Origin of the sequence: Acidovorax sp. HDW3 (genome assembly GCF_011303755.1) — a bacterium.
In the GTDB taxonomy this organism is placed as follows: domain Bacteria; phylum Pseudomonadota; class Gammaproteobacteria; order Burkholderiales; family Burkholderiaceae_C; genus Paenacidovorax.
The window spans coordinates 932,806-955,289 of sequence record NZ_CP049885.1 but is presented as its reverse complement, the minus strand read 5'-3'; the positions used below and the strand labels follow the sequence as shown (position 1 = coordinate 955,289).

The following is a 22,484-nucleotide window of genomic DNA, read 5'->3' as shown; positions in this document are numbered from 1 at the left end:
TCTGGCGGCCCAACAAAAGGCAAACCGCCGCACGTTGCCGCGCGGCGGTTTGGGTTCAACATCAACGGCGAATTATGCCGTTTTTAGTTCAGGCAGCAAGCTGGGCGTGCATCTCCTGCACCGAAATCACGTCCAGATGGCCCATGGCCTTCATGCCATCGACAGCCGCTTCGGCGCCAAAAATGGTGGTGAAGGTGGTCACGCGCGCCAAGAGCGCGTTGGTACGAATGGCGCGCGAGTCAGCGATGGCGTTGCGCCGCTCTTCCACGGTGTTGATGACCATGGCGATCTCGTTGTTCTTCATCATGTCCACGATGTTCGGGCGCCCTTCGGTGACCTTGTTGATCGTGGCCACCGGTACGCCGGCAGCCGCAATCGCCGCCGCCGTACCCTTGGTGGCGACGAGCTCGAAGCCCATGGCCACCAGTTCACGCGCGACGACCACGGCACGCGGCTTGTCGGCGTTCTTCACCGTCAGGAACACCTTGCCGCTGGTGGGCAGCTTGGTGCCGGCGCCGATCTGGCTCTTGACGAAGGCTTCGCCAAAGGTCTTGCCCACGCCCATGACTTCGCCGGTGGACTTCATCTCGGGGCCGAGGATGGTGTCCACGCCCGGAAACTTGACGAAGGGGAACACCGCCTCTTTCACGCTGAAGTACGGCGGCGTCACTTCCTTGGTGATGCCCTGCGCGGCCAGGCTCTGGCCCGCCATGCAGCGCGCCGCCACCTTGGCCAACTGAATGCCCGTGGCCTTGCTGACGAAGGGCACGGTGCGGCTGGCGCGCGGGTTGACTTCGAGCACGTAGATCACGTCGCCAGCCTCGGTTTCCTGGATGGCGAACTGCACGTTCATCAGGCCGACCACGGACAGGCCCTCGGCCATGGCGGCCGTCTGGCGCTTGATCTCGGCCACCGTCTCGGCCTTGAGGTAGTACGGCGGCAGCGAGCAGGCGCTGTCGCCCGAGTGCACGCCCGCCTGCTCGATGTGCTCCATCACGCCGCCGATGAAGACGGCGCCGGTGGCGTCGCGCACGCAGTCCACGTCGCATTCGATGGCGTTGGACAGGAAATGATCGAGCAGCACGGGCGAGTCGTTGCTCACCTTCACGGCTTCGCGCATATAGCGCTCCAGGCCCTGCTGCTCGTGCACGATCTCCATGGCGCGGCCGCCGAGCACATAGCTCGGGCGCACCACCAGCGGATAGCCCAGGGCGGCGGCTTTTTCCAGCGCCTCGGCCTCGGTACGGGCGGTGGCGTTGGGCGGCTGGCGCAGGCCCAGGCCATGCAGCAGCTGCTGGAAGCGCTCGCGGTCCTCGGCGGCGTCGATCATGTCGGGCGTGGTGCCGATGATGGGCACGCCTTCTTTTTCCAGGCCCAGCGCCAGCTTCAGGGGCGTCTGGCCGCCGTACTGCACGATCACGCCCTCGGGCTTTTCCTTATCGACGATTTCGAGCACGTCTTCGAGCGTGACGGGCTCGAAGTACAGGCGGTCGGACGTGTCGTAGTCGGTGGAAACCGTTTCGGGGTTGCAGTTGACCATGATGGTTTCATAACCATCCTCGCGCATGGCCAGCGCCGCGTGCACGCAGCAGTAGTCAAACTCGATGCCCTGGCCGATGCGGTTCGGGCCACCGCCGAGCACCATGATTTTTTTCTTGCTGCTGGGCTCGGCCTCGCATTCCTCGTCGTACGTGGAATACATGTAGGCGGTGTTGGTCGGGAACTCGGCGGCGCAGGTATCGACGCGCTTGAACACCGGGCGCACGTTCAGGGCGCGGCGCGCATCGCGCACGGCTTTTTCGCTGGTGTGCAGCAGCTTGGCCAGGCGGCGGTCGGAGAAGCCTTTTTGCTTGAGCGCGCGCAGCGTGACGGCGTCGAGCGCGGCCAGGGCCTGATCGCCTTGCTCGGCGTAGAGCTTGTCCAGGTCGAGCTCGATCTTGACGATTTCCTCGATCTGCACCAGGAACCAGCGGTCGATCTTGGTGAGGTCAAACACCTCATCGACCGACAGGCCCATGGCAAACGCGTCGCCCACGTACCAGATGCGCTCGGGGCCGGGCTCGCCCAGCTCTTTTTCCAGCACTTCGCGGTCCTGGGTTTTTTCGTTCAGGCCGTCCACGCCCACTTCCAGGCCGCGCAGTGCTTTCTGGAACGATTCCTGGAAGGTACGGCCCATGGCCATGACCTCGCCCACGCTCTTCATCTGCGTCGTCAGGCGGTCGTCGGCGGCGGGGAATTTTTCAAACGCAAAACGCGGAATCTTGGTGACCACGTAGTCGATCGAGGGCTCGAACGAGGCCGGCGTCTTGCCGCCGGTGATGTCGTTGCGCAGCTCGTCAAGGGTGTAGCCCACGGCCAGCTTGGCGGCGATCTTGGCAATCGGAAAACCCGTGGCCTTGGATGCCAGCGCCGACGAGCGCGAGACGCGCGGGTTCATCTCGATGACGATCATGCGCCCGTCCTTCGGATTGACCGAGAACTGCACGTTGGAGCCGCCGGTATCGACGCCGATCTCACGCAGCACCGCCAGGCTGGCGTTGCGCATGATCTGGTATTCCTTGTCGGTCAGCGTCTGCGCCGGCGCCACGGTGATGGAGTCGCCCGTGTGCACGCCCATGGGGTCGAGGTTCTCGATCGAGCAGACGATGATGCAGTTGTCCGCCTTGTCGCGCACCACCTCCATCTCGTACTCTTTCCAGCCCAGGAGCGACTCTTCAATCAAGAGCTCGTTGGTCGGCGAAGCCTCCAGGCCGCGCTTGCAGATGGTCTCGAATTCCTCGGGGTTGTAGGCAATGCCGCCGCCCGTGCCGCCAAGCGTGAAGCTCGGGCGGATCACGGTGGGAAAGCCGACGCTCTTTTGCACTGCCCAGGCTTCGTCCATGCTGTGGGCAATGCCCGAGCGCGCGCTGCCCAGGCCGATGCGCGTCATGGCGTCCTTGAACTTGAGGCGGTCCTCGGCCTTGTCGATGGCTTCGGGCTTGGCGCCAATGAGCTCGACCTTGTACTTGTTGAGCACGCCGTGCTTCCACAGGTCGAGCGCGCAGTTGAGCGCCGTCTGCCCGCCCATGGTCGGCAAGATGGCGTCGGGGCGCTCCTTGGCGATGATCTTCTCGACCGTCTGCCAGGTGATGGGCTCGATGTAGGTGACGTCGGCCGTGGCCGGGTCGGTCATGATCGTGGCGGGGTTGCTGTTGATCAGGATGACCTTGTAGCCCTCCTCGCGCAGCGCCTTGCAGGCCTGCACGCCGGAGTAATCGAACTCGCAGGCCTGGCCGATGACGATCGGGCCGGCGCCAATGATGAGGATGCTTTTGATGTCAGTGCGCTTGGGCATTTACTTTTTCTCCATCAGCGCGGTGAAGCGGTCGAACAGATAGGCGATGTCTTGCGGGCCGGGCGAAGCCTCGGGGTGGCCCTGGAAGCAGAAGGCGGGGCGGTCGGTGAACTCCAGGCCCTGCAGCGTGCCGTCGAACAGGCTCACGTGCGTGGCGCGCAGGTGCGCGGGCAGCGTGGCCATGTCCACTGCAAAGCCGTGGTTCTGGCTGGTGATGCTGACGCGGCCGCTGTCGAGGTCTTTGACCGGGTGGTTGGCACCGTGGTGGCTGTTGGCCATCTTGAAGGTCTTGGCGCCTGCGGCCAGGGCCATGATCTGGTGCCCCAGGCAGATGCCGAAGGTGGGCACGCCGCTGTGCAAGATTTGCTGCACGGCAGCAATGGCGTAGTCGCAGGCAGCCGGGTCGCCCGGGCCGTTGGAGAGGAAAATGCCGTCCGGACTCAGGGCCAGCACCTCGGCCGCCGGGGTTTGCGCCGGCACCACGGTGAGTGCGCAGCCGCGTTCGGCCAACATGCGCAGGATGTTGCGCTTGACGCCAAAGTCGTACGCCACGACCTTGAAGCGCGGCGCGCCCTGCTGGCCATAGCCCTGGCCGAGCTGCCATTCGGTCTCGTCCCAGGTGTAGCTGCGGGTGGTGGTCACCACCTTGGCCAGGTCCAGGCCATTCATGTCGGGCGCCCCCTGGGCGGCGGCGACGGCAGCGGCAATGCGCTCGGGCGTCACCGCCTCGCCAGCGGCCAGGCCGACGATGGCGCCGTTTTGAGCGCCCTTGTCGCGCAGCAGGCGGGTGAGGCGGCGCGTGTCGATGTTGGCAATCGCCACCGTGCTGCCGTCGCGCAGGTATTCGTGCAGGCTCTGGTGGCTGCGAAAGTTGCTGGCGATCAGCGGCAGGTCTTTGATGATGAGGCCGGCAGCGTGGATCTTCTCGGCCTCGACGTCCTCGGGGTTGACGCCATAGTTGCCAATGTGCGGATACGTGAGCGTCACGATCTGCTGGCAGTAGCTGGGGTCGGTGAGGATTTCCTGGTAGCCGGTGAGCGAGGTGTTGAACACCACTTCACCGACGGTGGTGCCGGTGGCACCGATCGAGTTGCCGATAAAGACCGTGCCGTCTGCGAGCGCCAGGATGGCGGGTGGGAAAGCTCCCTTGAGAGACAAAAGCACTGGGTTCTCCGAATGTTGCGGGTCGCCCGGTGTCCCGCAGAAGAACGCTCCTGGGGGACTGCTGTTTGTGAAGGTTTGCTTTGAGTGCGGCCGGGCGACGTTTTGGCGGGAAAGCCGCCTATTGTAGCTTGTAGGCTCCGCGTCAGCTCGGCGGCGCCGGGCAAAGAACCCGTGCGCTAGTGGGTTACCCGCACAGGCGCTGGCTGCCGCTGGCGTGCAGGCAAATGGCCGCCGCCGCCGCGACATTGAGCGACTCCTCACCCCCCGGCTGCGCGATGCGAATGTGCTGCGTCGCCAGCGCCTGCAGCTGCGGGCCCACGCCCTGCCCTTCGTGCCCCAGCAGCCAGCCGCAGGGCCAGGGCAGGCGGGCCTGGTGCAAAAAATCGCCCTGGTGCGAGCTGGTGGCCAAGAGCGGCAACCCCAGGGCAGCAATATCGTCCGGCGCCAGCCCTTCGACCAGGCGCAGGCCGAAATGCGCCCCCATGCCCGCGCGCAGCACCTTGGCCGACCACAGCGCCGCCGTGCCCTTGAGGGCTGCCACCTGGGCAAAACCAAAAGCGCTGGCACTGCGCAGGATGGAGCCGACGTTGCCCGCATCCTGCAGGCGGTCGAGCACCACGGTGGGCAGCGCGGGTTGCAGCGCGGGCGCATCCGGCAGCGCCAGGACAAAGCCCATGCCCTCGCGCACCGGTGCCTCCAGAGCGCTGATGCCGGCCCACAGGGCATCAGCAATCACTATGATTTTAGGAGCTGCTTGCGCATACTGCGCCTGCGCTAGCGGCCAAAAAGACTCTGTAAACACGGCCAGCGCCGGGCGCCCGCCGCGCGCCAGCAGGGCGCGGCACAGGTGGTCGCCTTCGAGCCACACCCGGCCCTGCTTGCGGTAAGCCGTGCTGTCTTGCGCCAGGCGGCGCAGGTCTTTGAGCAGGGGGTTGTCGCGCGAATGGATGAAGGTTGCGTTCATAGCACGTGGGCCACGGGGGCAAAGCTGCGCCGGTGCTCGGGGCAGGCGCCATGCTCGCGCAGCGCCGCCAGGTGCAGCGCCGTGCCATAGCCCTTGTGGCCCGAGAAACCGTATTGGGGGTAGCGCTGGTGCAGCTCGGCACACCAGCGGTCGCGGTGCACCTTGGCAAGGATGGACGCCGCCGAAATCGCCTGCACCCGCGCATCGCCCTTGACGATGGCCTCGGCCGGCATCTCCAGCGGCGGCAGGCGGTTACCATCGACCAGCACCAGCACGGGCTTGAGGCGCAGCCCGAGCACGGCGCGGCGCATCGCCAACAGCGTCGCCTGCAGGATGTTGAGACGGTCGATTTCCTCGACGCTGGCCTCGGCAATGCTGCAGCACAGCGCCTTGGCACGGATTTCGTCGTACAGGCGCTCGCGCCGCGCCGCGCTGAGCTTCTTGGAGTCATCGAGGCCGGCAATCGGCTGGTGGTCGTCAAGGATGACGGCTGCCGCCACCACCGGCCCGGCCAGCGGCCCGCGCCCGGCCTCATCCACCCCGGCCACCAGGCCAGGCGGGTGCCAGGGCAGGCTCGCTTGCCAGGGTTCAGGAGCGTAGGACTTTTTCGATCGCATCAGCCGCCAATCGGGGGGTATCGCGCCGCAGCTCGTGGTGCAGCGCCGTAAAACGGTGTTCCAGCGCCAGCACACGGGTGCTGCGCTGGCGGCCATCGGCGAGCCACTGCAGGCAGGCGTCGGCCAGGGCCTGGGGCTGGGCCGCGTCCTGGATCAGTTCGGGCACGACGAAGTCGCGGCACAGGATGTTGGGCAAGCCCACCCAGGGTTGCAGCTGCTTGCCGCGCATCAGGCGCCAGCTCCAGGGATGCATCCGGTAGGCGATGACCATGGGGCGCTTGAACAGCGCCGCTTCCAGCGTCGCCGTGCCGCTGGCAATCAAGGTGGCGTCGCAGGCCGCGAGCACGGTGTGCGACTGGCCGGTGACGATCTGCACCCGCTGCGCCAATCCGGCCTGCTGCGCCAGCGCAGCAATGCGCGCTTGCAGCGCAGGCACTGCCGGCACTACGATTTTGATAGCTGCTCGCGCTTGCAGGATAAGCGCCGCAGCCTGAAAGAACAGGGGGGCGAGGTACTGCACCTCGGCCCGGCGGCTGCCGGGCAGCAGCGCCAGCACCTCATCGCCTGGCGCCAGGCCGAGCTGCGCCCGCGCTGCTGCGCGGTCGGGTTGCAGCGGTATGACGCCCGCCAGCGGGTGGCCGACGTAGCTGGCGGCAATGCCATGCTGCGCCAGCAAATCGGGCTCGAAGGGAAACAGGCACAGCACATGGTCGGCGGCGCGGCGGATTTTCTCCACCCGCTCGGGCCGCCAGGCCCAGATCGAGGGGCAGACGAAATGCACGGTCTTGACGCCGGCGGCGCGCAAGTCCTGCTCCAGCCCCAGGTTGAAGTCCGGCGCATCGACGCCGATGAAGGCCGCTGGGCGCTCGGCCAGCAGGCGCGCGCGCAGCCGGCGGCGGATGGCAAAAATCTCGCCAATGCGCCGCAGCAGCTCCAGGCTGTAGCCATGCACGGCCAGCTTGTCGCTCGGCCACCAGGCGTCAAAGCCGCGCTGCGCCATCTGCGCGCCGCCAATGCCCTGGGCCGAAAGGCCAGGCCAGCGCGCCTGCAAACCGTCGAGCAGCAGGCCCGCCAGCAGATCGCCGGAGGCCTCGCCCGCCACCATGGCGATGCGGGGGTCTGTCATGGCCGTACTAGCGCGCGATGCCGCGCGTCGATTGGCCCAGGAAGGCGGACATGCGCGCCACGTCCTCGGCCGCCTCGGGCATGTCGAGCGCAGCAATGGCGGCGCGCGCAGCGTCCAGCGTCAGGCCCTGGCGGTAGAGCAGGCGGTGCATCTGCTTGATGGCCGCCAGGCGCTCGGGCGCAAAGCCGCGCCGGCGCAGGCCCTCCAGGTTCAGGCCGCGCACGGCCAGGGGGTTGCCGTCCACCATCATGAAGGGCGGCACGTCCTGCGAGATGTGGCTGGCAAAACCGGCCATGACGTGCGCGCCCACCTGGGTGAACTGGTGCACGCCCGTGAGGCCGCCGATGATGGCCCAGTCATCGACACGCACATGGCCGGCGAGCGTGGCGTTGTTGGCCAAGATGGTGTGGTCGCCCACCACGCAGTCGTGCGCAATGTGCACGTAGGCCATGATCCAGTTGTCGTTGCCGATGGTGGTCACGCCCTTGTCCTGGGCCGTGCCCAGGTTGAAGGTGCAGAACTCGCGGATGGTGTTGCCGTCGCCAATCACCAGGCGCGTGGGTTCGCCAGCGTATTTCTTGTCCTGCGGCGCCGCGCCCAGGCTGGCAAACTGAAAAATGCGGTTGTTCGCGCCGATGGTGGTGTCACCCTCGATCACGCAATGCGCGCCCACGCTGGTGCCGGCGCCGATGCGCACCTGCGCGCCAATGACGGCGTAGGGGCCCACGGTGACGTCAGCGGCCAGCTCGGCGCCGGCGGCCACGAGGGCGGTGGGGTGGATCAGACTCACGGCAGCGCCCTGCTTCAGCCCACGTTGCGCATGGTGCACATCAGCTGGGCTTCGCAGGCGACCTCATCGCCCACGCGGCCCACGCCGTTGAACTTCCAGATGCCGCCGCGCACGCGGTCGATGGTAATGTCGAGAATGAGCTGGTCGCCCGGCTCCACGGGGCGCTTGAAGCGCGCACCGTCGATGCCGACGAAGTAGTAGATATTGCTCTCGTCAGGCACCTGGCCCATGGCGTCAAAGGCCAGCAGGCCGGCGGCCTGCGCCAGCGCTTCGAGGATGAGCACGCCCGGCATCACCGGACGGCCCGGGAAGTGGCCCATGAAATAGGGCTCGTTGAACGTCACGTTCTTGATGGCGCGGATGCGCTGGTTGCGCTCGAGCTCGACCACCTTGTCCACCAGCAAAAAGGGGTAGCGGTGCGGTAGTTGCTTGAGGATTGCGTGGATGTCCATCATGGGGTTTCCGTTCGTTTCAGCGCCTGCTCCAGCGCCTTGATGCGCTCGCGCAGACTGTGCAGTTGTTTGAGGGTGGCAGCGTTTTTTTCCCACTTCGCGTTCTCGTCGGTGGGAAACATGCCGGTGTACAGGCCAGGCTGGGACAGCGAGCGCGTGACGGTGGTGGCGGCCGAGACGTGGACGTTGTCGGCCAGGGTCAAATGCCCGAGCACGATGCCGCCGCCGCCGACGGTGCAATGCGCACCGATGCGCGCGCTGCCAGCAACGCCAACGCAGCCGGCCATGGCGGCGTGTGCGCCCACATGGACGTTGTGGCCGATCTGCACCAGATTGTCGAGTTTCACGCCCTGTTCAATCACGGTGTCGTCCAGCGCCCCCCGGTCGATGCAGGTATTGGCGCCAATTTCAACGTCGTCGCCAATGCGCACCGCGCCCAGCTGCTCGATCTTCACCCAGCGCCCATCCTCGGGCGCAAAGCCAAAGCCGTCGGCACCAATGACCACGCCTGCGTGCACGATGCAGCGCGCGCCGATGGTGCAATCCTCGCCCACCGTGACGCGCGACTTGAGCCAGCTACCCGCTCCAATGCGCGCACCACGCTCGACCACGCACAGCGGGCCGATGCACGCCGTCGGATCGACCTGCGCCTCGGAGTGCACCACAGCGCTGGCATGGATGCCTGGCTGCGCCCCCCGGCCCTGCTGCGCGCGCCACAGCTGGGTGGCGCGGGCAAAGTAGGCATAGGGGTTGTCAGCGACGATGCAGGCGCCGCGCGCCTGCGCCGCCTCCTGCAGCGCCGGCGCCACAATGACACAGGCCGCCTCGGAGGCGGCCAGCTGCTGTTGGTAGCGTGGGTTGCTGAGAAAACTCAAATCCCCGGGGCCGGCGGAATCGAGCGGCGCGATGCGGGTAATTTCCACATCACGCCCGGCCCCGATCAATGTTCCGCCGAGCGCATCAACAATCTGCCCGAGCTGCATCACTTGGCAGCGTTGAGCGCCTTGAGCACCTTGTCGGTGATGTCGTGCTTGGGGTTGATGTAGACGGCTTCTTGCAGGATGACGTCGTACTTCTCGGCCTCAGCGACTTGCTTGACGACCTTGTTGGCGCGTTCGAGCACCTGGCCCAGCTCTTCGTTCTTGCGTGCGCTCAGGTCTTCCTGGAACTCACGGCGCTTGCGCTGGAAGTCACGGTCTTGATCGACCAGCTGGCGCTGGCGTGCCTGGCGCTGGCTCTCGGCCATGGTGGGGGCATCACGCTCGAATTTTTCCGTCGCCGACTTCAGGGTGTTGCCCATATCGACCAACTCCTTCTCGCGCTTGGCAAATTCCTGCTCCAGCTTGGTCTGGGCAGCTTTGGCGGCATTGGCTTCACGGAACAGGCGGTCGGTGTTGACGAAACCGGCCTTGAATTCTTCTGCATGGGCGGCCAGGGGCGCAGCCACGGCCAGGGAGCCGAGCAAAACAGCCAGGGAGAAATGACGAGCAAAGGATTTCATTAGAAGGATGTCCCGATTTGGAATTGCAGTTTTTGGATTTTATCGCCAGCTTGCTTACGCACCGGCTGGGCATAGGCCAAGCGCAGTGGGCCGAGCGGCGAGATCCACGACAGACCCAGGCCGGCCGAGGCGCGCATATCGCTCATGCTCATTTTTTCGTTGTCGCCAAAGACGTTGCCGGCATCGACGAAGCCAAACACGCGCAGCGTGCGGTCGTTGCCGGCGCCGGGGAAGGGCGCGATCAGCTCGGCATTGAGCGTGACCTTTTTCGGCCCGCCGATGGAGGCACCAGTGATGTCGCGCGGGCCCAGCGTGCCTTGGTCAAAACCACGCACCGAACCCAGGCCGCCGGAGTAAAAATTCTTGAACACCGGGAACGGGCGCCCACCAATGCCCTTGCCCAGACCGAGTTCACCGTTGAAGGCCAAGGTGAATTTTTTATTCAGCGGCACGTACTGCTGGTACTGATAGTTGGCGCGCACGTAACGTGCATCGCCAGCGGCCGACCATTCGGAGTTCAGGCGCTGATAGCGGCCCGAATTCGGCGCCAGGGCGCTGTCGCGGTCGTCGCGCGACCAGCCCAGGGTCAGGGGAATGGCGTTGCTGGTGTAGCCGTAGGTGTCGGCGTAGGCCAAGTAGTAGGCCGGGATGTTGGTGCCAGGCTTGATCTTGGTCTGCTCGAAGCCGCCACCCAGGAACACGGTATCGACCTCGCTGAACGGCACGCCAAAGCGGATGCTGGTGCCGGTGGTGACAAGCTGGTAGCTGCCGCCTTGTTCGTCGTAGGGCCTGTCGGTGCGGTAGTACAGATCGAGGGTACGCGAGATGCCGCTTTGCGTGAAATACGGATCGGTGGTAGAGAACACAAAAGTCCGGCGGTACTTGCTGGTGTTCACATCCACACCCAGGTAGTTGCCCGAGCCAAAGACGTTGTCCTGCTTGATGCTGAACGAGAGCGAGACTTTCTCAGCACTGGAAAAACCCGCGCCCAGCTGCAGCGAGCCGGTGGGTTTTTCGGCTACGTTGACCACCAGATCGACCTGATCGGGCGAGCCAGGAACATCCTGGGTTTCTACGTTGACCTCGGTGAAATAGCCCAGGCGATCCACACGGTCGCGCGAGAGCTTGATCCGGTCGCCGTCGTACCAGGAGGCTTCGTACTGGCGGAATTCACGGCGGATGACTTCATCGCGCGTGCGGTTGTTGCCGCTGACCTGGATGCGGCGCACGTAAGCGCGGCGCGAGGGTTCGGCGCGCAGCGCGATGGCGACGCGGTTGGTGCTACGGTCGATCTCGGGCACGGCCTCGACGCGCGCAAAGGCGTAGCCAAAATTGCCAAAGTGCTCCGTAAAAGCCTTGGTGGTTTCAGCCACCTTGTCGGCGTTGTAGGGCGCGCCGGGCTCGATCGTCACCAGCGACTTGAACTCATCGTCGCGATCGAGGTAGTTGCCTTCGAGCTTGACGGCAGAGACGACGAAACGATCGCCCTCGGTCACGTTGATGGTGATGGCAATGTCCTGCTTGTCCGGCGAGATGGCCACCTGGGTGGAGTCGATGCGGAACTCAAGATAGCCGCGCTGCAGATAGTACGAGCGCAGGGTTTCCAGGTCAGCATTGAGCTTGGTACGGGCGTAACGGTCGCTCTTGGTGTACCAGCTCAGCCAGCCGCCGGTGTCCAAATCAAACAGGCCCTTGAGCGTGGACTCGCTGAACGCCTTGTTGCCAACGACGTGGATGTCCTTGATACGCGCGGGCTCGCCTTCGACCACGGTAAAAGTGAGGTTGACGCGGTTGCGCTCGATCGGCGTCACGGTAGTGACGACCTCGGCGCCGTAGAGGCTTTTGTTGATGTACTGGCGCTTGAGCTCCTGCTCGGCGCGGTCGGCCAGCGCCTTGTCGAACGGGCGCCCTTCGGCCAGGCCGACGTCGCGCATGGCCTTGGTCAGTGCGTCTTTGTCGAACTCCTTGGTGCCGGCAAATTCCACGTTGGCGATGCTCGGGCGCTCCTGCACCACCACCACCAGCACATGGCCATCGGCTTCGAGGCGCACGTCCTTGAACAGGCCCAGGGCGAACAGTGCACGAATGGCTGCCGAGCCTTTTTCGTCGTTGTATTCCTCGCCCACGCGCAGCGGCATGGATGCGAACACCGTGCCCGCCTCAACGCGCTGCAGGCCCTCGACACGAATGTCCTGAACCTTGAAAGGATCGAGAGCCCAGGCAGCCTGGGAAGCCAAAACCATGGCCACGAGGGCCGAAGCGGTACGCACGCCCAAGCGTTTGATAGATGTGTTCATGAGTGAAGCGATGGGCCACCAGTACTTGCAGGGGGCAGCCAAAGAATTAGCCAAAGAGCCGGGTGACATCGTTGAACAGGGCGATGGACATCATCAAAACCAGGAGCACAACACCTGCGCGCTGCAAGCGTTCCATCCAGACTTCGGACACGCCCTTGCCGGTCACGGCCTCCCAAAGATAATACAACAGGTGGCCCCCGTCCAAAACGGGAAGGGGCAGCAGGTTGAGAACACCCAGACTGACGCTGATGAGGGCAAGGAATGCCAAGTACTGCGTCAGCCCCATGCTGGCCGAGCGCCCGGCGTAGTCGGCAATGGTCAGCGGGCCGCTCAGATTTTTCAGTGAGGCCTCGCCAATCACCATGCGCCCCATGGTGCGCAGCGTCAGGCTCGATACCTCCCAGGTGCGCTGCACCCCGCTCCAAAAACCATCCCACGCGCCATAGCGCACGGTCAGCATCTGCGGTGGCGCGCCAACGAAGGCCCCAATCCGCCCCACCGCCCCCTGGGCTTCGGTGCGCACCTCGGGCGTCACGTCCAGGCTCAGCAGGGTGCCAGCGCGGCGCAATTGCCAGGTTTGCGTCTGCCCCTGACCGTTGTGCACGGCGGCGCGAATGAGCTCGCGCAGCTGGGCGCCATCGACGATTTCGGTGTTTCCAACCTTGAGCACCTGGTCGCCCTCGCGCAGGCCGGCACGCGCCGCCGCAGCGTCGGGAATGATCTCGCCGAGCACCGGGGCCGTCCAGGGGCCGACGATGCCAATTTTGCGAAACAGCTGTGCATCAGCCTCGCTGGCGTCGATGCGTGCCGTCTCCAGCACCAGCTGGCGGTGCGCGCCGCCATCGGGGGCTGATGTATCGAGGCGCACGTTCTCGCCATCAAGGGTGGCGCGCGCCAGCGTCCAGCGCAAATCTTCAAACGAGCGCACCGACTGCACTTCATCTGCCCCCACCGCTACAGCATGCACCAGCTCACCGCCACGCAAACCCGCTTGCTCTGCCACCGAACCGGCTACCGGGCTGGCGACGATGGCGCGCGGCTCCTCCACCCCACTCCAGTTGACCAGGGTATAGAGCAACACCGCCAGCAGCAAATTCGCCAACGGGCCAGCAGCGACGATGGCCGCACGCTTGTGCAACGGCTGGGTGTTAAAGGCCAGGTGGCGCTCGCTGGCATCGACCGGGGCCTCGCGCTCATCGAGCATCCGCACATAACCGCCGAGCGGGAACAGGCCGATGACGAATTCCGTGGGCTGGCCTTTTTTCGTCCAGCGCAGCAGCGGCTGGCCAAAGCCGACCGAAAAGCGCAACACCTTGACACCGCAGGCCACGGCGACGCGGTAGTGGCCGTATTCGTGCACCGCAATCAAGAGCGCCAGCGCGGCCAGGAAGGCAACGAGGGTCAGCAGCATGTGTGCCTCACCGCTCAGGCCGCCAGGCGCGCTACCGCCGCCTGGGCGGCGCTGCGCGCCTCTTCATCGAGCGCCAGCAGATCCTGCACGCTCGCCGGACGTGCCGGCGTGATGCGTTCTAGCGTTTGCAGGTTCACTTGGTGGATGCGATCAAAGCGCAGGCGCCGCTGCAAGAAGGCATCGACCGCGACCTCGTTGGCCGCGTTGAGCACGGCCGTCGTGCCTTCGGCGGCGCGCAGCGCCTGCCACGACAGGTGCAGGCCGGGGAAGCGCTGGGCATCCGCATTTTCAAAGGTCAGCGCCGCGAGCTGCGCGAAATCAAGCCGCGCTGCGCCGCTTTCAATGCGCTCGGGCCAGGCCAGGCCACAGGCAATGGGCACGCGCATGTCGGGCGTGCCGAGCTGCGCCAGGATGGAGGCATCCTTGAACTGCACCATGGAGTGGATGATTTGCTGCGGGTGGATAACCACCTGGATCTGCTCGGGCGCCATATCGAACAGCCAGCGCGCCTCGATCACTTCCAGCGCCTTGTTCATCATGGTGGCGGAATCGACCGAGATTTTGCGTCCCATGGAAAAATTCGGGTGCGCACAGGCCTGCTCAGGCGTGATCTGCGCCAGCGTCGCCGGGTCGCGTTGGCGAAACGGCCCACCCGAGGCGGTCAACACAATGCTATCGACCCGCGTCGCCCAGCTGCTGCGATCTTCTGGCAGGCACTGAAAAATGGCCGAATGCTCGCTGTCGATGGGCAGCAGCGTCGCACCGTGGCGCTTGACGGTGTCCATGAACAGCTGGCCGCCAACCACCAGCGCCTCTTTGTTCGCCAGCAGCAGGCGCTTGCCGGCACGTGCTGCTGCCAGGCAGGGCGCCAGGCCGGCAGCACCGACGATGGCGCCCATGACGGCGTCCACAGCCTCGTGCGATGCTATAATTTCGATAGCGCCTGGCGCTTGCAGTACCTGCGTTGGCAGGCTATTTGCCTTGATTTTTTCCGCCAACTGGGCCGCATGTGCAGCGCTGGCCATGACGGCGTACTGCGGCCTGAACTCCGCACATTGGGCCAGCAAGGCATCGACCTGCGTCGCCGCGCTCAGGGCGAACACCTGGTAGCGCCCGGGGTGGCGGCGCACCACGTCCAGGGTGTTGCTGCCAATCGAGCCGGTGGCGCCCAACACCGTCAAGGTCTGGGGCTTGGTGGTTTGTGTCATACGTGCACCCATTCGGTCAGCATCATGGCCAAAGGCAAGGTTGGCAGCAGGGCGTCGATGCGGTCGAGCACGCCACCGTGGCCGGGCAACAGGCCGCTACTGTCCTTCACGCCCACGCTGCGCTTGATGAGCGATTCCACCAGGTCACCGACGACGCTCATCGCCGCCATGAAAACCACGGCCAGCAGCAGCAGCCCCCACCCTCCCTGCTGGCGCAGGCCGGTGTAAAAACTGGGCACAGGCGCCTGCCAGGTCTGGTCAGCCCAGACCCACAGCAGCGCCAGCAGCAGCACGCCCACCATGCCGCCCCAGACGCCTTCCCAGCTCTTGCCCGGACTGATGGCCAGCGCCAGCTTGCGGCGGCCAAAAGCGCGGCCAGAAAAATACGCGCCGATGTCGGCCACCCACACCAGGGTCAGCACCGACAGCAGAAAATTAACGCCGCGCGCATGGGCTTGCACCACCGCCAGCCAGGCCAGCCACAAGGCGATCAGGCCGCCCAGGGTGCGCAACAGGCGGGGAATGCGGGGCCAGCCAGCGACACCCACGCGCAGCAGCGCCGCACCGCACAGCACCCAGAGCCCGCCGCCGAGCATCCACAGCCAGGGCAAAGGCTGCTGCACCAGGCCAGACCACCAGCTCAGGCCGCACAGCAGCAGGCACAGCGCTCCCATGCCCAGGGCCCCGCCCTGGCCAAAGCCACTCAAGCGCCCCCACTCCCAGGCGCCGGCGGCCATCATGACCAGCACCACCAGCATGAAGGGCAGCGGGCCGGGGTAAAAAAGCGCTGGCAAAACGATGGCCAGCAACACCAGGGCGGTGATGATGCGCTGTTGGAGCATGAGGAAGATCCGCCAGGGCCGCCGTGTTACGGCGCCGCCTGGCCCTGGATTTGGGCAGAGGTTTGGCCAAAGCGGCGCTCGCGCTGGGCGTAGGCAGCAATGGCTTGGTCAAGGGCGGCAGCGTCAAACTCAGGCCAGAGCTTGTCGCTGAAATAAAACTCGGAATAAGCAGCCTGCCACAGCAGGAAGTTGCTGATGCGCATCTCGCCGCCGGTGCGGATGACGAGGTCGGGATCGGGGACGTGGGCCAGGGCCAGGGCCCGATCCAGACTCGCCTCGGTAATAGCCTCACCGCGCGCAGCCAGGGCGGCAGCGGCCTGGGCAACGTCCCAGCGTCCGCCGTAGTTGAAGCAGACGTTGAGCACCAGGCTGGTGTTGCCCGCCGTCAAGGCCTCGGCCTGTGCCAGACCGGCACGCACCTTCTCCGACAGGCTGGCGCGCTCGCCCACGAAATGGATGCGCACGCCCTCTTTGTGCAGGTCGGGCACCTCGCGCGCCAGGGCCACGCCCATGAGCTCCATCAGGCCCGAAACCTCGTCTTGCGGCCGGTTCCAGTTCTCGGAGGAAAAGGCAAACACCGTGAGCACGCGCACGCCGCGCTGCTGGCAGGCGCGGGCGCAGCGGCGCAGGGATTCGACCCCCTGCTTGTGCCCGACCAGGCGCGGCATGAAGCGCCGCGCGGCCCAGCGGCCATTGCCATCCATGACGATGGCGATGTGGTGCGGCACCACCTTGGCAGATGCAGACATGGCGTACGGCCCTGGGTGGTGCCGTCAGATGGCCATGATTTCTTGTTCTTTGGCGGCGACGAGCTGGTCGATCTCGGCAATGCGCTTGTCGGTGGCCTTTTGCACTTCGGCTTCGGCACGCTTTTGCTCGTCTTCCGACGCCAGCTTGTCCTTGACGAGCTTTTTCACGGTGTCGTTGGCATCGCGGCGCAGGTTGCGCACCGCCACCTTGGCGGCTTCGCCTTCGTTGCGCGCGAGCTTGGTCATTTCCTTGCGGCGCTCTTCGCTCATCGGCGGCATGGGTACGCGGATCAGGTCACCAAGCGAAGCGGGGTTCAGGCCCAGGTCGCTTTCGCGGATGGCTTTCTCGATCTTGGCAGCCATGGGCTTTTCCCAGGGCTGAACGCTGATGGTGCGCGCGTCGAGCAAGGCAACGTTGGCCACCTGCGACAGCGGCACCATGGAGCCGTAGTACTCGACGTGGATGGTGTCGAGCAGCTGCGGGTTGGCGCGGCCCGTGCGGATCTTGCCCAGGTTGTTCTTGAAGGCCGCGATGGACTGGTCCATCTTGGTGTCGGCGTTCTTCTTGATATCAGCGATGGTCGTCATGTGATTCTCCGTGCGGGGCAGCGAGGCAAAGCCCTCAAGCGTACACCAGCGTACCCTCGTCCTCACCCATCACCACGCGCTGCAGTGCGCCATGTTTGACGATGGAGAAAACGCGGATAGGTAATTTTTGATCGCGGCACAGGGCAAAGGCGGTGGCATCCATGATGCCCAGATTGCGCGTAATGGCTTCGTCGAACGAGAGCTTGGCGTAGCGCGTGGCCGAGGCATCTTTGTGCGGATCAGCGGTATAGACACCATCGACCTTGGTCGCCTTGAGCACCACTTCGGCGCCAATTTCCGCCCCGCGCAGCGCCGCTGCCGTGTCGGTGGTGAAGAAGGGGTTGCCGGTGCCGGCAGCGAACACCACCACCTTGCCCTCTTCAAGGTATTGCAGCGCCTTGGGGCGCACATAGGGTTCGACCACCTGGTCGATGGCGATGGCCGACATGACGCGGGCCGTCAGGCCCTGCTTGTCCATGGCGTCAGCCAGGGCCAGGGCGTTCATGACCGTGGCCAACATGCCCATGTAATCGGCCGTGGCGCGATCCATGCCGACGGCGCCGCCGGCCACGCCACGAAAAATATTGCCCCCGCCGATCACCACCGCCACCTGCACGCCCAGGCGCGTCACGCCCGCCACTTCCTCGACCATGCGTTCGATGGTGCTGCGGTTGATGCCAAAGGCGTCGTCGCCCATGAGCGCCTCACCAGACAACTTGAGCAAGATGCGCTTGTGGGCTGGGGTGGCGGTGGTCATGGGCAAATCTCCAAAGGCGGCGGTTACAGGTGAAGGGGAAAACGGGGGCGCAGCGCGATCAGGCGGCAGAAGCCTTGGCAGCGGCCACTTGCGCCGCCACTTCAGCGGCGAAGTCGTCGGCCTTCTTCTCAATGCCTTCGCCCACCACGTACAGGGTAAAGCCCTTGATGGTGGTGTTGGCGGCCTTGAGCATGGCGGCCACGGTTTGCTTGCCGTCGGCAGCCTTCACGAACACCTGGTCGGCGAGCGAAACTTCCTTGAGGAACTTCTGCACGGCGCCGTCGATGCGCTTGGCGGTGATTTCGGCGCTTTGCGCGGGCTTGCCAGCGGCGACGAGTTCCTTGTTGGCTTCGTCGGCCTTGCCTTCGGCCACGGCACGCTCCTTGGCGATCAGCTCGGCCGGCACTTCGGCGCTGGTCAGGGCGGCGGGTTTCATGGCAGCCACGTGCATGGCCACGTCCTTGGCAGCCGTGGCGTCACCGTCGAACTCGACGACCACGCCAATGCGCGAGCCGTGCAGGTAAGCAGCCAGGTTGGTGCCGTCAAAGCGCTTGAAGCGGCGGAACGACATGTTCTCGCCGATCTTGCCGATCAGGCCCTTGCGCACGTCTTCGAGCGTGGGGCCGAAGCTGTCTTGCGCGTAGGGCAGCGCGCCCAGGGCGGCGATGTCGGCCGGGTTGTGCTTGGCCACCAGCTCGGCAGCGGCCTTGGCCATGGCGATGAAGCTGTCGTTCTTGGACACGAAGTCGGTTTCGCTGTTGACTTCGATCAGCGCGCCCAGTTGGCCGTCGATGAACGAGGCGACCACACCTTCGGCGGTAACGCGGGCAGCAGCCTTGCCGGCCTTGGTGCCGAGCTTGACGCGCAGCAGCTCTTCGGCCTTTGCCATGTCGCCGTCGGCCTCGGTCAGGGCCTTCTTGCATTCCATCATCGGGGCGTCGGTCTTGGCGCGCAGTTCAGCGACCATGCTTGCGGTAATAGCAGCCATTGCAATCTCTCCAATATCAATTCAAATCGTATTCACAGAATAAAAAAAGGGGGCTCACCAGGGGCCCCGCTTTTTTGTGCGCCCGGTCGCGCAGCCGGGGTATTAGGCGGCGGACTCTTGCACTTCCACGAATTCGTCGCTGCCTTCGCCAGCCACAGCCTTGACGACTTCTTCCACGGCGTTGGCACGGCCTTCGAGGATGGCGTCAGCGATGCCACGGGCGTACAGCGCCACGGCCTTGGCCGAGTCGTCGTTGCCGGGGATGACGTAGTCGATGCCTTCGGGATTGTGGTTGGAGTCCACCACGCCGATCAGCGGGATGCCCAGCTTCTTGGCTTCAGAGATGGCAATCTTGTGGTAGCCGACGTCGATCACAAAAATGGCGTCCGGCAGCGTGGCCATATCCTGAATGCCACCGATGTCTTTTTCGAGCTTGGCCATTTCGCGCACAAACATGAGCTGCTCTTTCTTGCTCATGGACTCGAGGCCAGCTTCTTGCTGCGCCTTCATGTCCTTCAGGCGCTTGATGGAGGTCTTGACGGTCTTGAAGTTGGTCAGCATACCGCCGAGCCAACGCTGATCGACGTACGGCACGCCGGCGCGCTGGGCCTGCTCAGCCACCAGCTCACGGGCCTGGCGCTTGGTGCCGACCATCAAGATAGTGCCACGGTTGGCAGCGAGCTGCTTGACGAACTTTTGCGCCTCCTGGAACATCGGCAGCGATTTTTCCAGGTTGATGATGTGAATCTTGTTGCGATGACCGAAGATAAAGGGGGCCATCTTGGGGTTCCAGAAGCGGGTTTGGTGGCCGAAGTGGACACCTGCTTCCAGCATTTCGCGCATCGTCACGGTCATGAGAATTACTCCAAAGGTTGGGTCTAAAATCCAGCCCGACATTTGCCCCTTCACCTGAAGGACGCAACACCTTGATGGGCTGGTTTGCTATTTATTCAGCTCCTGCACCGTAAGGCTTACGGGCAGCTTTCAGCTAAACCCGACGATTCTAGCACACCCCATGTTTCCCGACCTGCACAGCGTCCGTGCCAGCCTGCTCGGCGGCCACGGCCACGCCAGCGACTGGCTGCAGCGCTGCCTGGAGCGGGCGCAGGCCGCACCCTGCCAGCACGCGTTCTCGGCCCTGCTGCCAGCCAGCGCCCAGGCACAAGCCGCCGCTGCCCGGCCCGAGCAGCCCCTGGCCGGCCTGGCCGTCTCCGTCAAAGACCTGTTCGATATGCAGGGGCTACCCACCCGCGCCAGCGCACGGGCGCTGGCTGACGCCCCCGCCGCCGCGCAAGACAGCAGCGCCGTGGCCCGCCTGCGCCGCGCCGGCGCGGCCTTCATCGGCAAAACGCACATGACCGAATTCGCCTACTCCGGCGTCGGCACCAACCCGCACCACGGCACGCCCGCCGCCTGGGACGCACGCAGCGGCGCCCTGCCCGGCGCGGCCCGCGTGCCCGGCGGCTCCTCCTCGGGCTGCGCCGTCTCGGTGGCCACCGGCGCCGCCTTTGTCGGCCTGGGGTCAGACACCGGCGGCTCCATTCGCATTCCGGCCGCACTCAACGGCCTGGTCGGCTTCAAGAGCACGGCGCGGCTCGTGCCCATGGATGGTGCCATCCCGCTGGCACCCTCGCTCGACACCGCCTGCGCCATGACGCGCTCGGTGCGCGACGCCTTGCTGGTGCATGAAATCCTGGCCGCGCGCCGCGTCATACGCAGCAGCGCACCGCTGGCTGCCTGGCGCCTGGCCGTGCCGCAAACGCTGCTGCTCGACGCGCTGGAGCCCGCCGTGGCCCGCGCCTTTGCCCGCAGCCTGGCACTTTTGCGCGCTGCCGGCGCCCGCATCGACGACATTGCCCTGCCAGAACTCGATACGCTGGCCACCCTGAACGCCGGCGGCGGTCTCTCGGCCTCCGAAAGCTACGCCTGGCACCGCCCGCTGCTGGCGCAGCAGGCCGACTGCTACGACCCCCGCGTGCGCCAGCGCATCGAGCGCGGCGCCGCCTTGAGCGCCGCCGACTACATCGACCTGCTGCACACGCGCCAGCACTGGATCGCACGCATGGAAGCGGCCACCGCCGGCTACGACGCCCTGCTCTCGCCCACCGTCCCCATCACCGCACCCCCGCTCGCCAGCGTCGCCCCAGCCAACGGCCAAGACCCTCAGCAAGACGCCGCCTGCGACAGCGCCTTCTGGCAGGCCAACACCCTGCTGCTGCGCAACACCAGCGTCGTCAACTGGCTCGACGGCTGCGCCCTCACCCTGCCCTGCCACCAAAGTGGCGAACTGCCCATGGGATTGATGCTGTGGCACGGCGCACTGCGCGACGACAGCCTGCTCAACATTGCCCTGCGGGTGGCTGATGCACTACAAATACAATAGCTGCTCGCGCTTATCCAACAAGGGCTAGACCCTCAAAAACATGAAAATCGCCATCGTCGGCGCCGGCATCGTCGGCGTGACCACGGCCTACGCCCTGTCCCAGGACGGCCACGCCGTCACCGTTTTTGAACAACGCAGCAGCGCCGCCGAAGAAGCCAGTTTTGCCAACGGCGCCCTGCTCGGCCCCCACCTGCTGCGCCCCTGGGCAGCCCCCGGCAGCCTGGGCCTGGCGCGCCCAACGCTGTTCGGGCGCCAGGCACTGGTGCGCATTGCCAGCGGCGCCAGCCGCACCGATCTGGCCTGGCTGTGGCATTGGCGCAGCCTGGCCCGGCGCACCGTCCAAGAGCCCCTGCCCAGCATCTGGCAGCAACAACTGCAGCTGACTCAGTACAGCCAAAGCCAGCTGCACGCACAGTGCGCACAGCTGCAGCTCAGCCCCGAAATGCGCAGCGGCGCTCTGGTACTGCTGCGCAGTGAGGCCGAGCACAACGCCCTCGCCCCCCAGCTGCGGCTGCTGCGCGATGCCGGCATCCCCGTGCACGAACTCGACGCCGCCGCCGCCCGCCTGCACGAACCGGGCCTGGCCGAAAGCGCGCCACTGGCCGGCGCCCTGCAGCTGCCCAATGCCGAACTGGGCAACTGCCGCCTCTACGCCCAACAGCTGCGCCAGGCAGCGCAGGCGCTGGGGGCGCAATTTCAATTTGGCAGCACGGTGCGACAAATCCAGCACAGCCCGCCAGGGGTGCAGCTGCAAGGTCAAGAGACTGCGCAGCGCTTTGACGCCGTCGTGCTTTGCGCCGGCAGCGCCGCCAGCGCCCTGGCCCGCCCCCTGGGGCTGGGGCTGGCGCTGCCGCTGGCGCAGCTGCACGGTTACACCATCAGCACCCTGCTGCGCGACGAGCTGCAGGCCCCGCACGCTGCCGTGGTCGATGCCAGCGCCCGCGTCAGCATCGCCCGCCTGGGCCAGCGCCTGCGCATCGCCGGCGGCGCCGAACTCGGCGGCAGCGGCAGCCCCCACCACCAGCCCACGCTCGAACGCCTGTACCAGGTGCTCACCGACTGGTTCCCTGGTGGCGCCCAGCTCTCGGGCGGGGTGCAGGTCTGGCGCGGCACGCGCAGCATGAGCGCCGACGGCCTGCCCCTGCTCGGGCCCAGTGCCATCCCCGGCCTGTGGCTCAACTGCGGCCACGGCGACAGCGGCTGGGCCCTGGCCAGCGGCTGCGCCCAACTGCTGGCCGACAGCATCGCCGGGCGCAGTCCGGCACTCGACATCAGCCCCCTGGCCCTGCGCTGACCGAACCCGGCAGGCGGCG

20 protein-coding genes are annotated in these 22,484 nt (G+C 65.8%); 2 read left to right on the top strand and 18 right to left on the bottom strand.

Going from position 1 to position 22,484, the window contains the following annotated elements; all coding sequences use genetic code 11:
* Nucleotides 1-88: 88 nt before the first annotated feature.
* The 18 genes from carB to rpsB all read right to left on the bottom strand — a co-directional run bounded on the left by carB (nt 89) and on the right by rpsB (nt 19,643).
* Nucleotides 89-3,334: a carbamoyl-phosphate synthase large subunit gene (gene carB / locus G7045_RS04205; RefSeq protein WP_166157767.1), complete on the bottom strand. Its 3,246-nt coding sequence runs from the start codon at nt 3,332-3,334 to the stop codon at nt 89-91.
* Complete coding sequence (gene carA, locus G7045_RS04200; RefSeq protein ID WP_166157764.1) at nt 3,335-4,498, bottom strand: glutamine-hydrolyzing carbamoyl-phosphate synthase small subunit; 1,164 nt, start codon at nt 4,496-4,498, stop codon at nt 3,335-3,337.
* Nucleotides 4,499-4,682: 184 nt separating this feature from the next.
* On the bottom strand, nt 4,683-5,462 hold the full coding sequence (locus tag G7045_RS04195) for an RNA methyltransferase (RefSeq protein WP_166157762.1): 780 nt from the start codon (nt 5,460-5,462) through the stop codon (nt 4,683-4,685).
* Entirely contained in the window at nt 5,459-6,079 is a 621-nt protein-coding gene (gene rnhB / locus G7045_RS04190) for a ribonuclease HII (RefSeq protein WP_166157759.1), read from the bottom strand. The genes G7045_RS04195 and rnhB overlap by 4 nt, the downstream gene beginning before the upstream one ends.
* Nucleotides 6,051-7,205, bottom strand: a complete 1,155-nt coding sequence (lpxB, locus tag G7045_RS04185; RefSeq protein WP_166157756.1) for a lipid-A-disaccharide synthase — start codon at nt 7,203-7,205, stop codon at nt 6,051-6,053. The genes rnhB and lpxB overlap by 29 nt, the downstream gene beginning before the upstream one ends.
* 7 nt (nt 7,206-7,212) lie before the next feature.
* Nucleotides 7,213-7,995 (bottom strand): acyl-ACP--UDP-N-acetylglucosamine O-acyltransferase, encoded by a 783-nt coding sequence (gene lpxA / locus G7045_RS04180; RefSeq protein ID WP_166157753.1) that lies wholly within the window; start codon nt 7,993-7,995, stop codon nt 7,213-7,215.
* Nucleotides 7,996-8,009: 14 nt separating this feature from the next.
* The gene (gene fabZ / locus G7045_RS04175; RefSeq protein WP_166157750.1) at nt 8,010-8,450 is read right to left on the bottom strand and encodes a 3-hydroxyacyl-ACP dehydratase FabZ; all 441 of its coding nucleotides are present in this window, start codon (nt 8,448-8,450) and stop codon (nt 8,010-8,012) included.
* On the bottom strand, nt 8,447-9,430 hold the full coding sequence (gene lpxD, locus G7045_RS04170) for a UDP-3-O-(3-hydroxymyristoyl)glucosamine N-acyltransferase (RefSeq protein ID WP_166157747.1): 984 nt from the start codon (nt 9,428-9,430) through the stop codon (nt 8,447-8,449). Before lpxD ends, fabZ begins: the two co-directional genes overlap by 4 nt.
* The gene (locus G7045_RS04165; RefSeq protein WP_166157744.1) at nt 9,430-9,948 is read right to left on the bottom strand and encodes an OmpH family outer membrane protein; all 519 of its coding nucleotides are present in this window, start codon (nt 9,946-9,948) and stop codon (nt 9,430-9,432) included. The genes lpxD and G7045_RS04165 overlap by 1 nt, the downstream gene beginning before the upstream one ends.
* A complete protein-coding gene (bamA, locus tag G7045_RS04160) occupies nt 9,948-12,245 on the bottom strand; it encodes an outer membrane protein assembly factor BamA (protein WP_166157741.1) in 2,298 nt (765 codons plus the stop codon). The genes G7045_RS04165 and bamA overlap by 1 nt, the downstream gene beginning before the upstream one ends.
* A 46-nt stretch (nt 12,246-12,291) precedes the next feature.
* Entirely contained in the window at nt 12,292-13,656 is a 1,365-nt protein-coding gene (gene rseP / locus G7045_RS04155; protein WP_166157738.1) for an RIP metalloprotease RseP, read from the bottom strand.
* A 14-nt stretch (nt 13,657-13,670) separates the two neighbouring features.
* A complete protein-coding gene (gene ispC, locus G7045_RS04150) occupies nt 13,671-14,864 on the bottom strand; it encodes a 1-deoxy-D-xylulose-5-phosphate reductoisomerase (RefSeq protein WP_166157735.1) in 1,194 nt (397 codons plus the stop codon).
* Nucleotides 14,861-15,706: a phosphatidate cytidylyltransferase gene (locus G7045_RS04145; RefSeq protein WP_166157732.1), complete on the bottom strand. Its 846-nt coding sequence runs from the start codon at nt 15,704-15,706 to the stop codon at nt 14,861-14,863. The genes ispC and G7045_RS04145 overlap by 4 nt, the downstream gene beginning before the upstream one ends.
* A 26-nt stretch (nt 15,707-15,732) precedes the next feature.
* Nucleotides 15,733-16,455, bottom strand: a complete 723-nt coding sequence (gene uppS, locus G7045_RS04140; protein WP_166157729.1) for a polyprenyl diphosphate synthase — start codon at nt 16,453-16,455, stop codon at nt 15,733-15,735.
* Between the two features lie 24 nt (nt 16,456-16,479).
* Nucleotides 16,480-17,043 (bottom strand): ribosome recycling factor, encoded by a 564-nt coding sequence (gene frr / locus G7045_RS04135; protein WP_166157726.1) that lies wholly within the window; start codon nt 17,041-17,043, stop codon nt 16,480-16,482.
* 34 nt (nt 17,044-17,077) lie between these two features.
* On the bottom strand, nt 17,078-17,800 hold the full coding sequence (pyrH, locus tag G7045_RS04130; RefSeq protein WP_166157723.1) for a UMP kinase: 723 nt from the start codon (nt 17,798-17,800) through the stop codon (nt 17,078-17,080).
* A 58-nt stretch (nt 17,801-17,858) separates the two neighbouring features.
* The gene (tsf, locus tag G7045_RS04125; protein ID WP_166157720.1) at nt 17,859-18,788 is read right to left on the bottom strand and encodes a translation elongation factor Ts; all 930 of its coding nucleotides are present in this window, start codon (nt 18,786-18,788) and stop codon (nt 17,859-17,861) included.
* A 102-nt stretch (nt 18,789-18,890) separates the two neighbouring features.
* Nucleotides 18,891-19,643 carry a 30S ribosomal protein S2 gene (rpsB, locus tag G7045_RS04120; protein ID WP_166157717.1) on the bottom strand — a complete coding sequence of 251 codons (753 nt, stop codon included), beginning with the start codon at nt 19,641-19,643 and terminating at the stop codon, nt 18,891-18,893.
* A 160-nt stretch (nt 19,644-19,803) separates the two neighbouring features.
* Here rpsB and G7045_RS04115 point away from each other — a divergent pair, with 160 nt between their 5' ends.
* The gene (locus G7045_RS04115) at nt 19,804-21,171 is read left to right on the top strand and encodes an amidase (protein WP_166157714.1); all 1,368 of its coding nucleotides are present in this window, start codon (nt 19,804-19,806) and stop codon (nt 21,169-21,171) included.
* 40 nt (nt 21,172-21,211) lie between these two features.
* On the top strand, nt 21,212-22,465 hold the full coding sequence (locus G7045_RS04110) for an FAD-dependent oxidoreductase (RefSeq protein ID WP_166157711.1): 1,254 nt from the start codon (nt 21,212-21,214) through the stop codon (nt 22,463-22,465).
* Nucleotides 22,466-22,484: the final 19 nt, after the last annotated feature.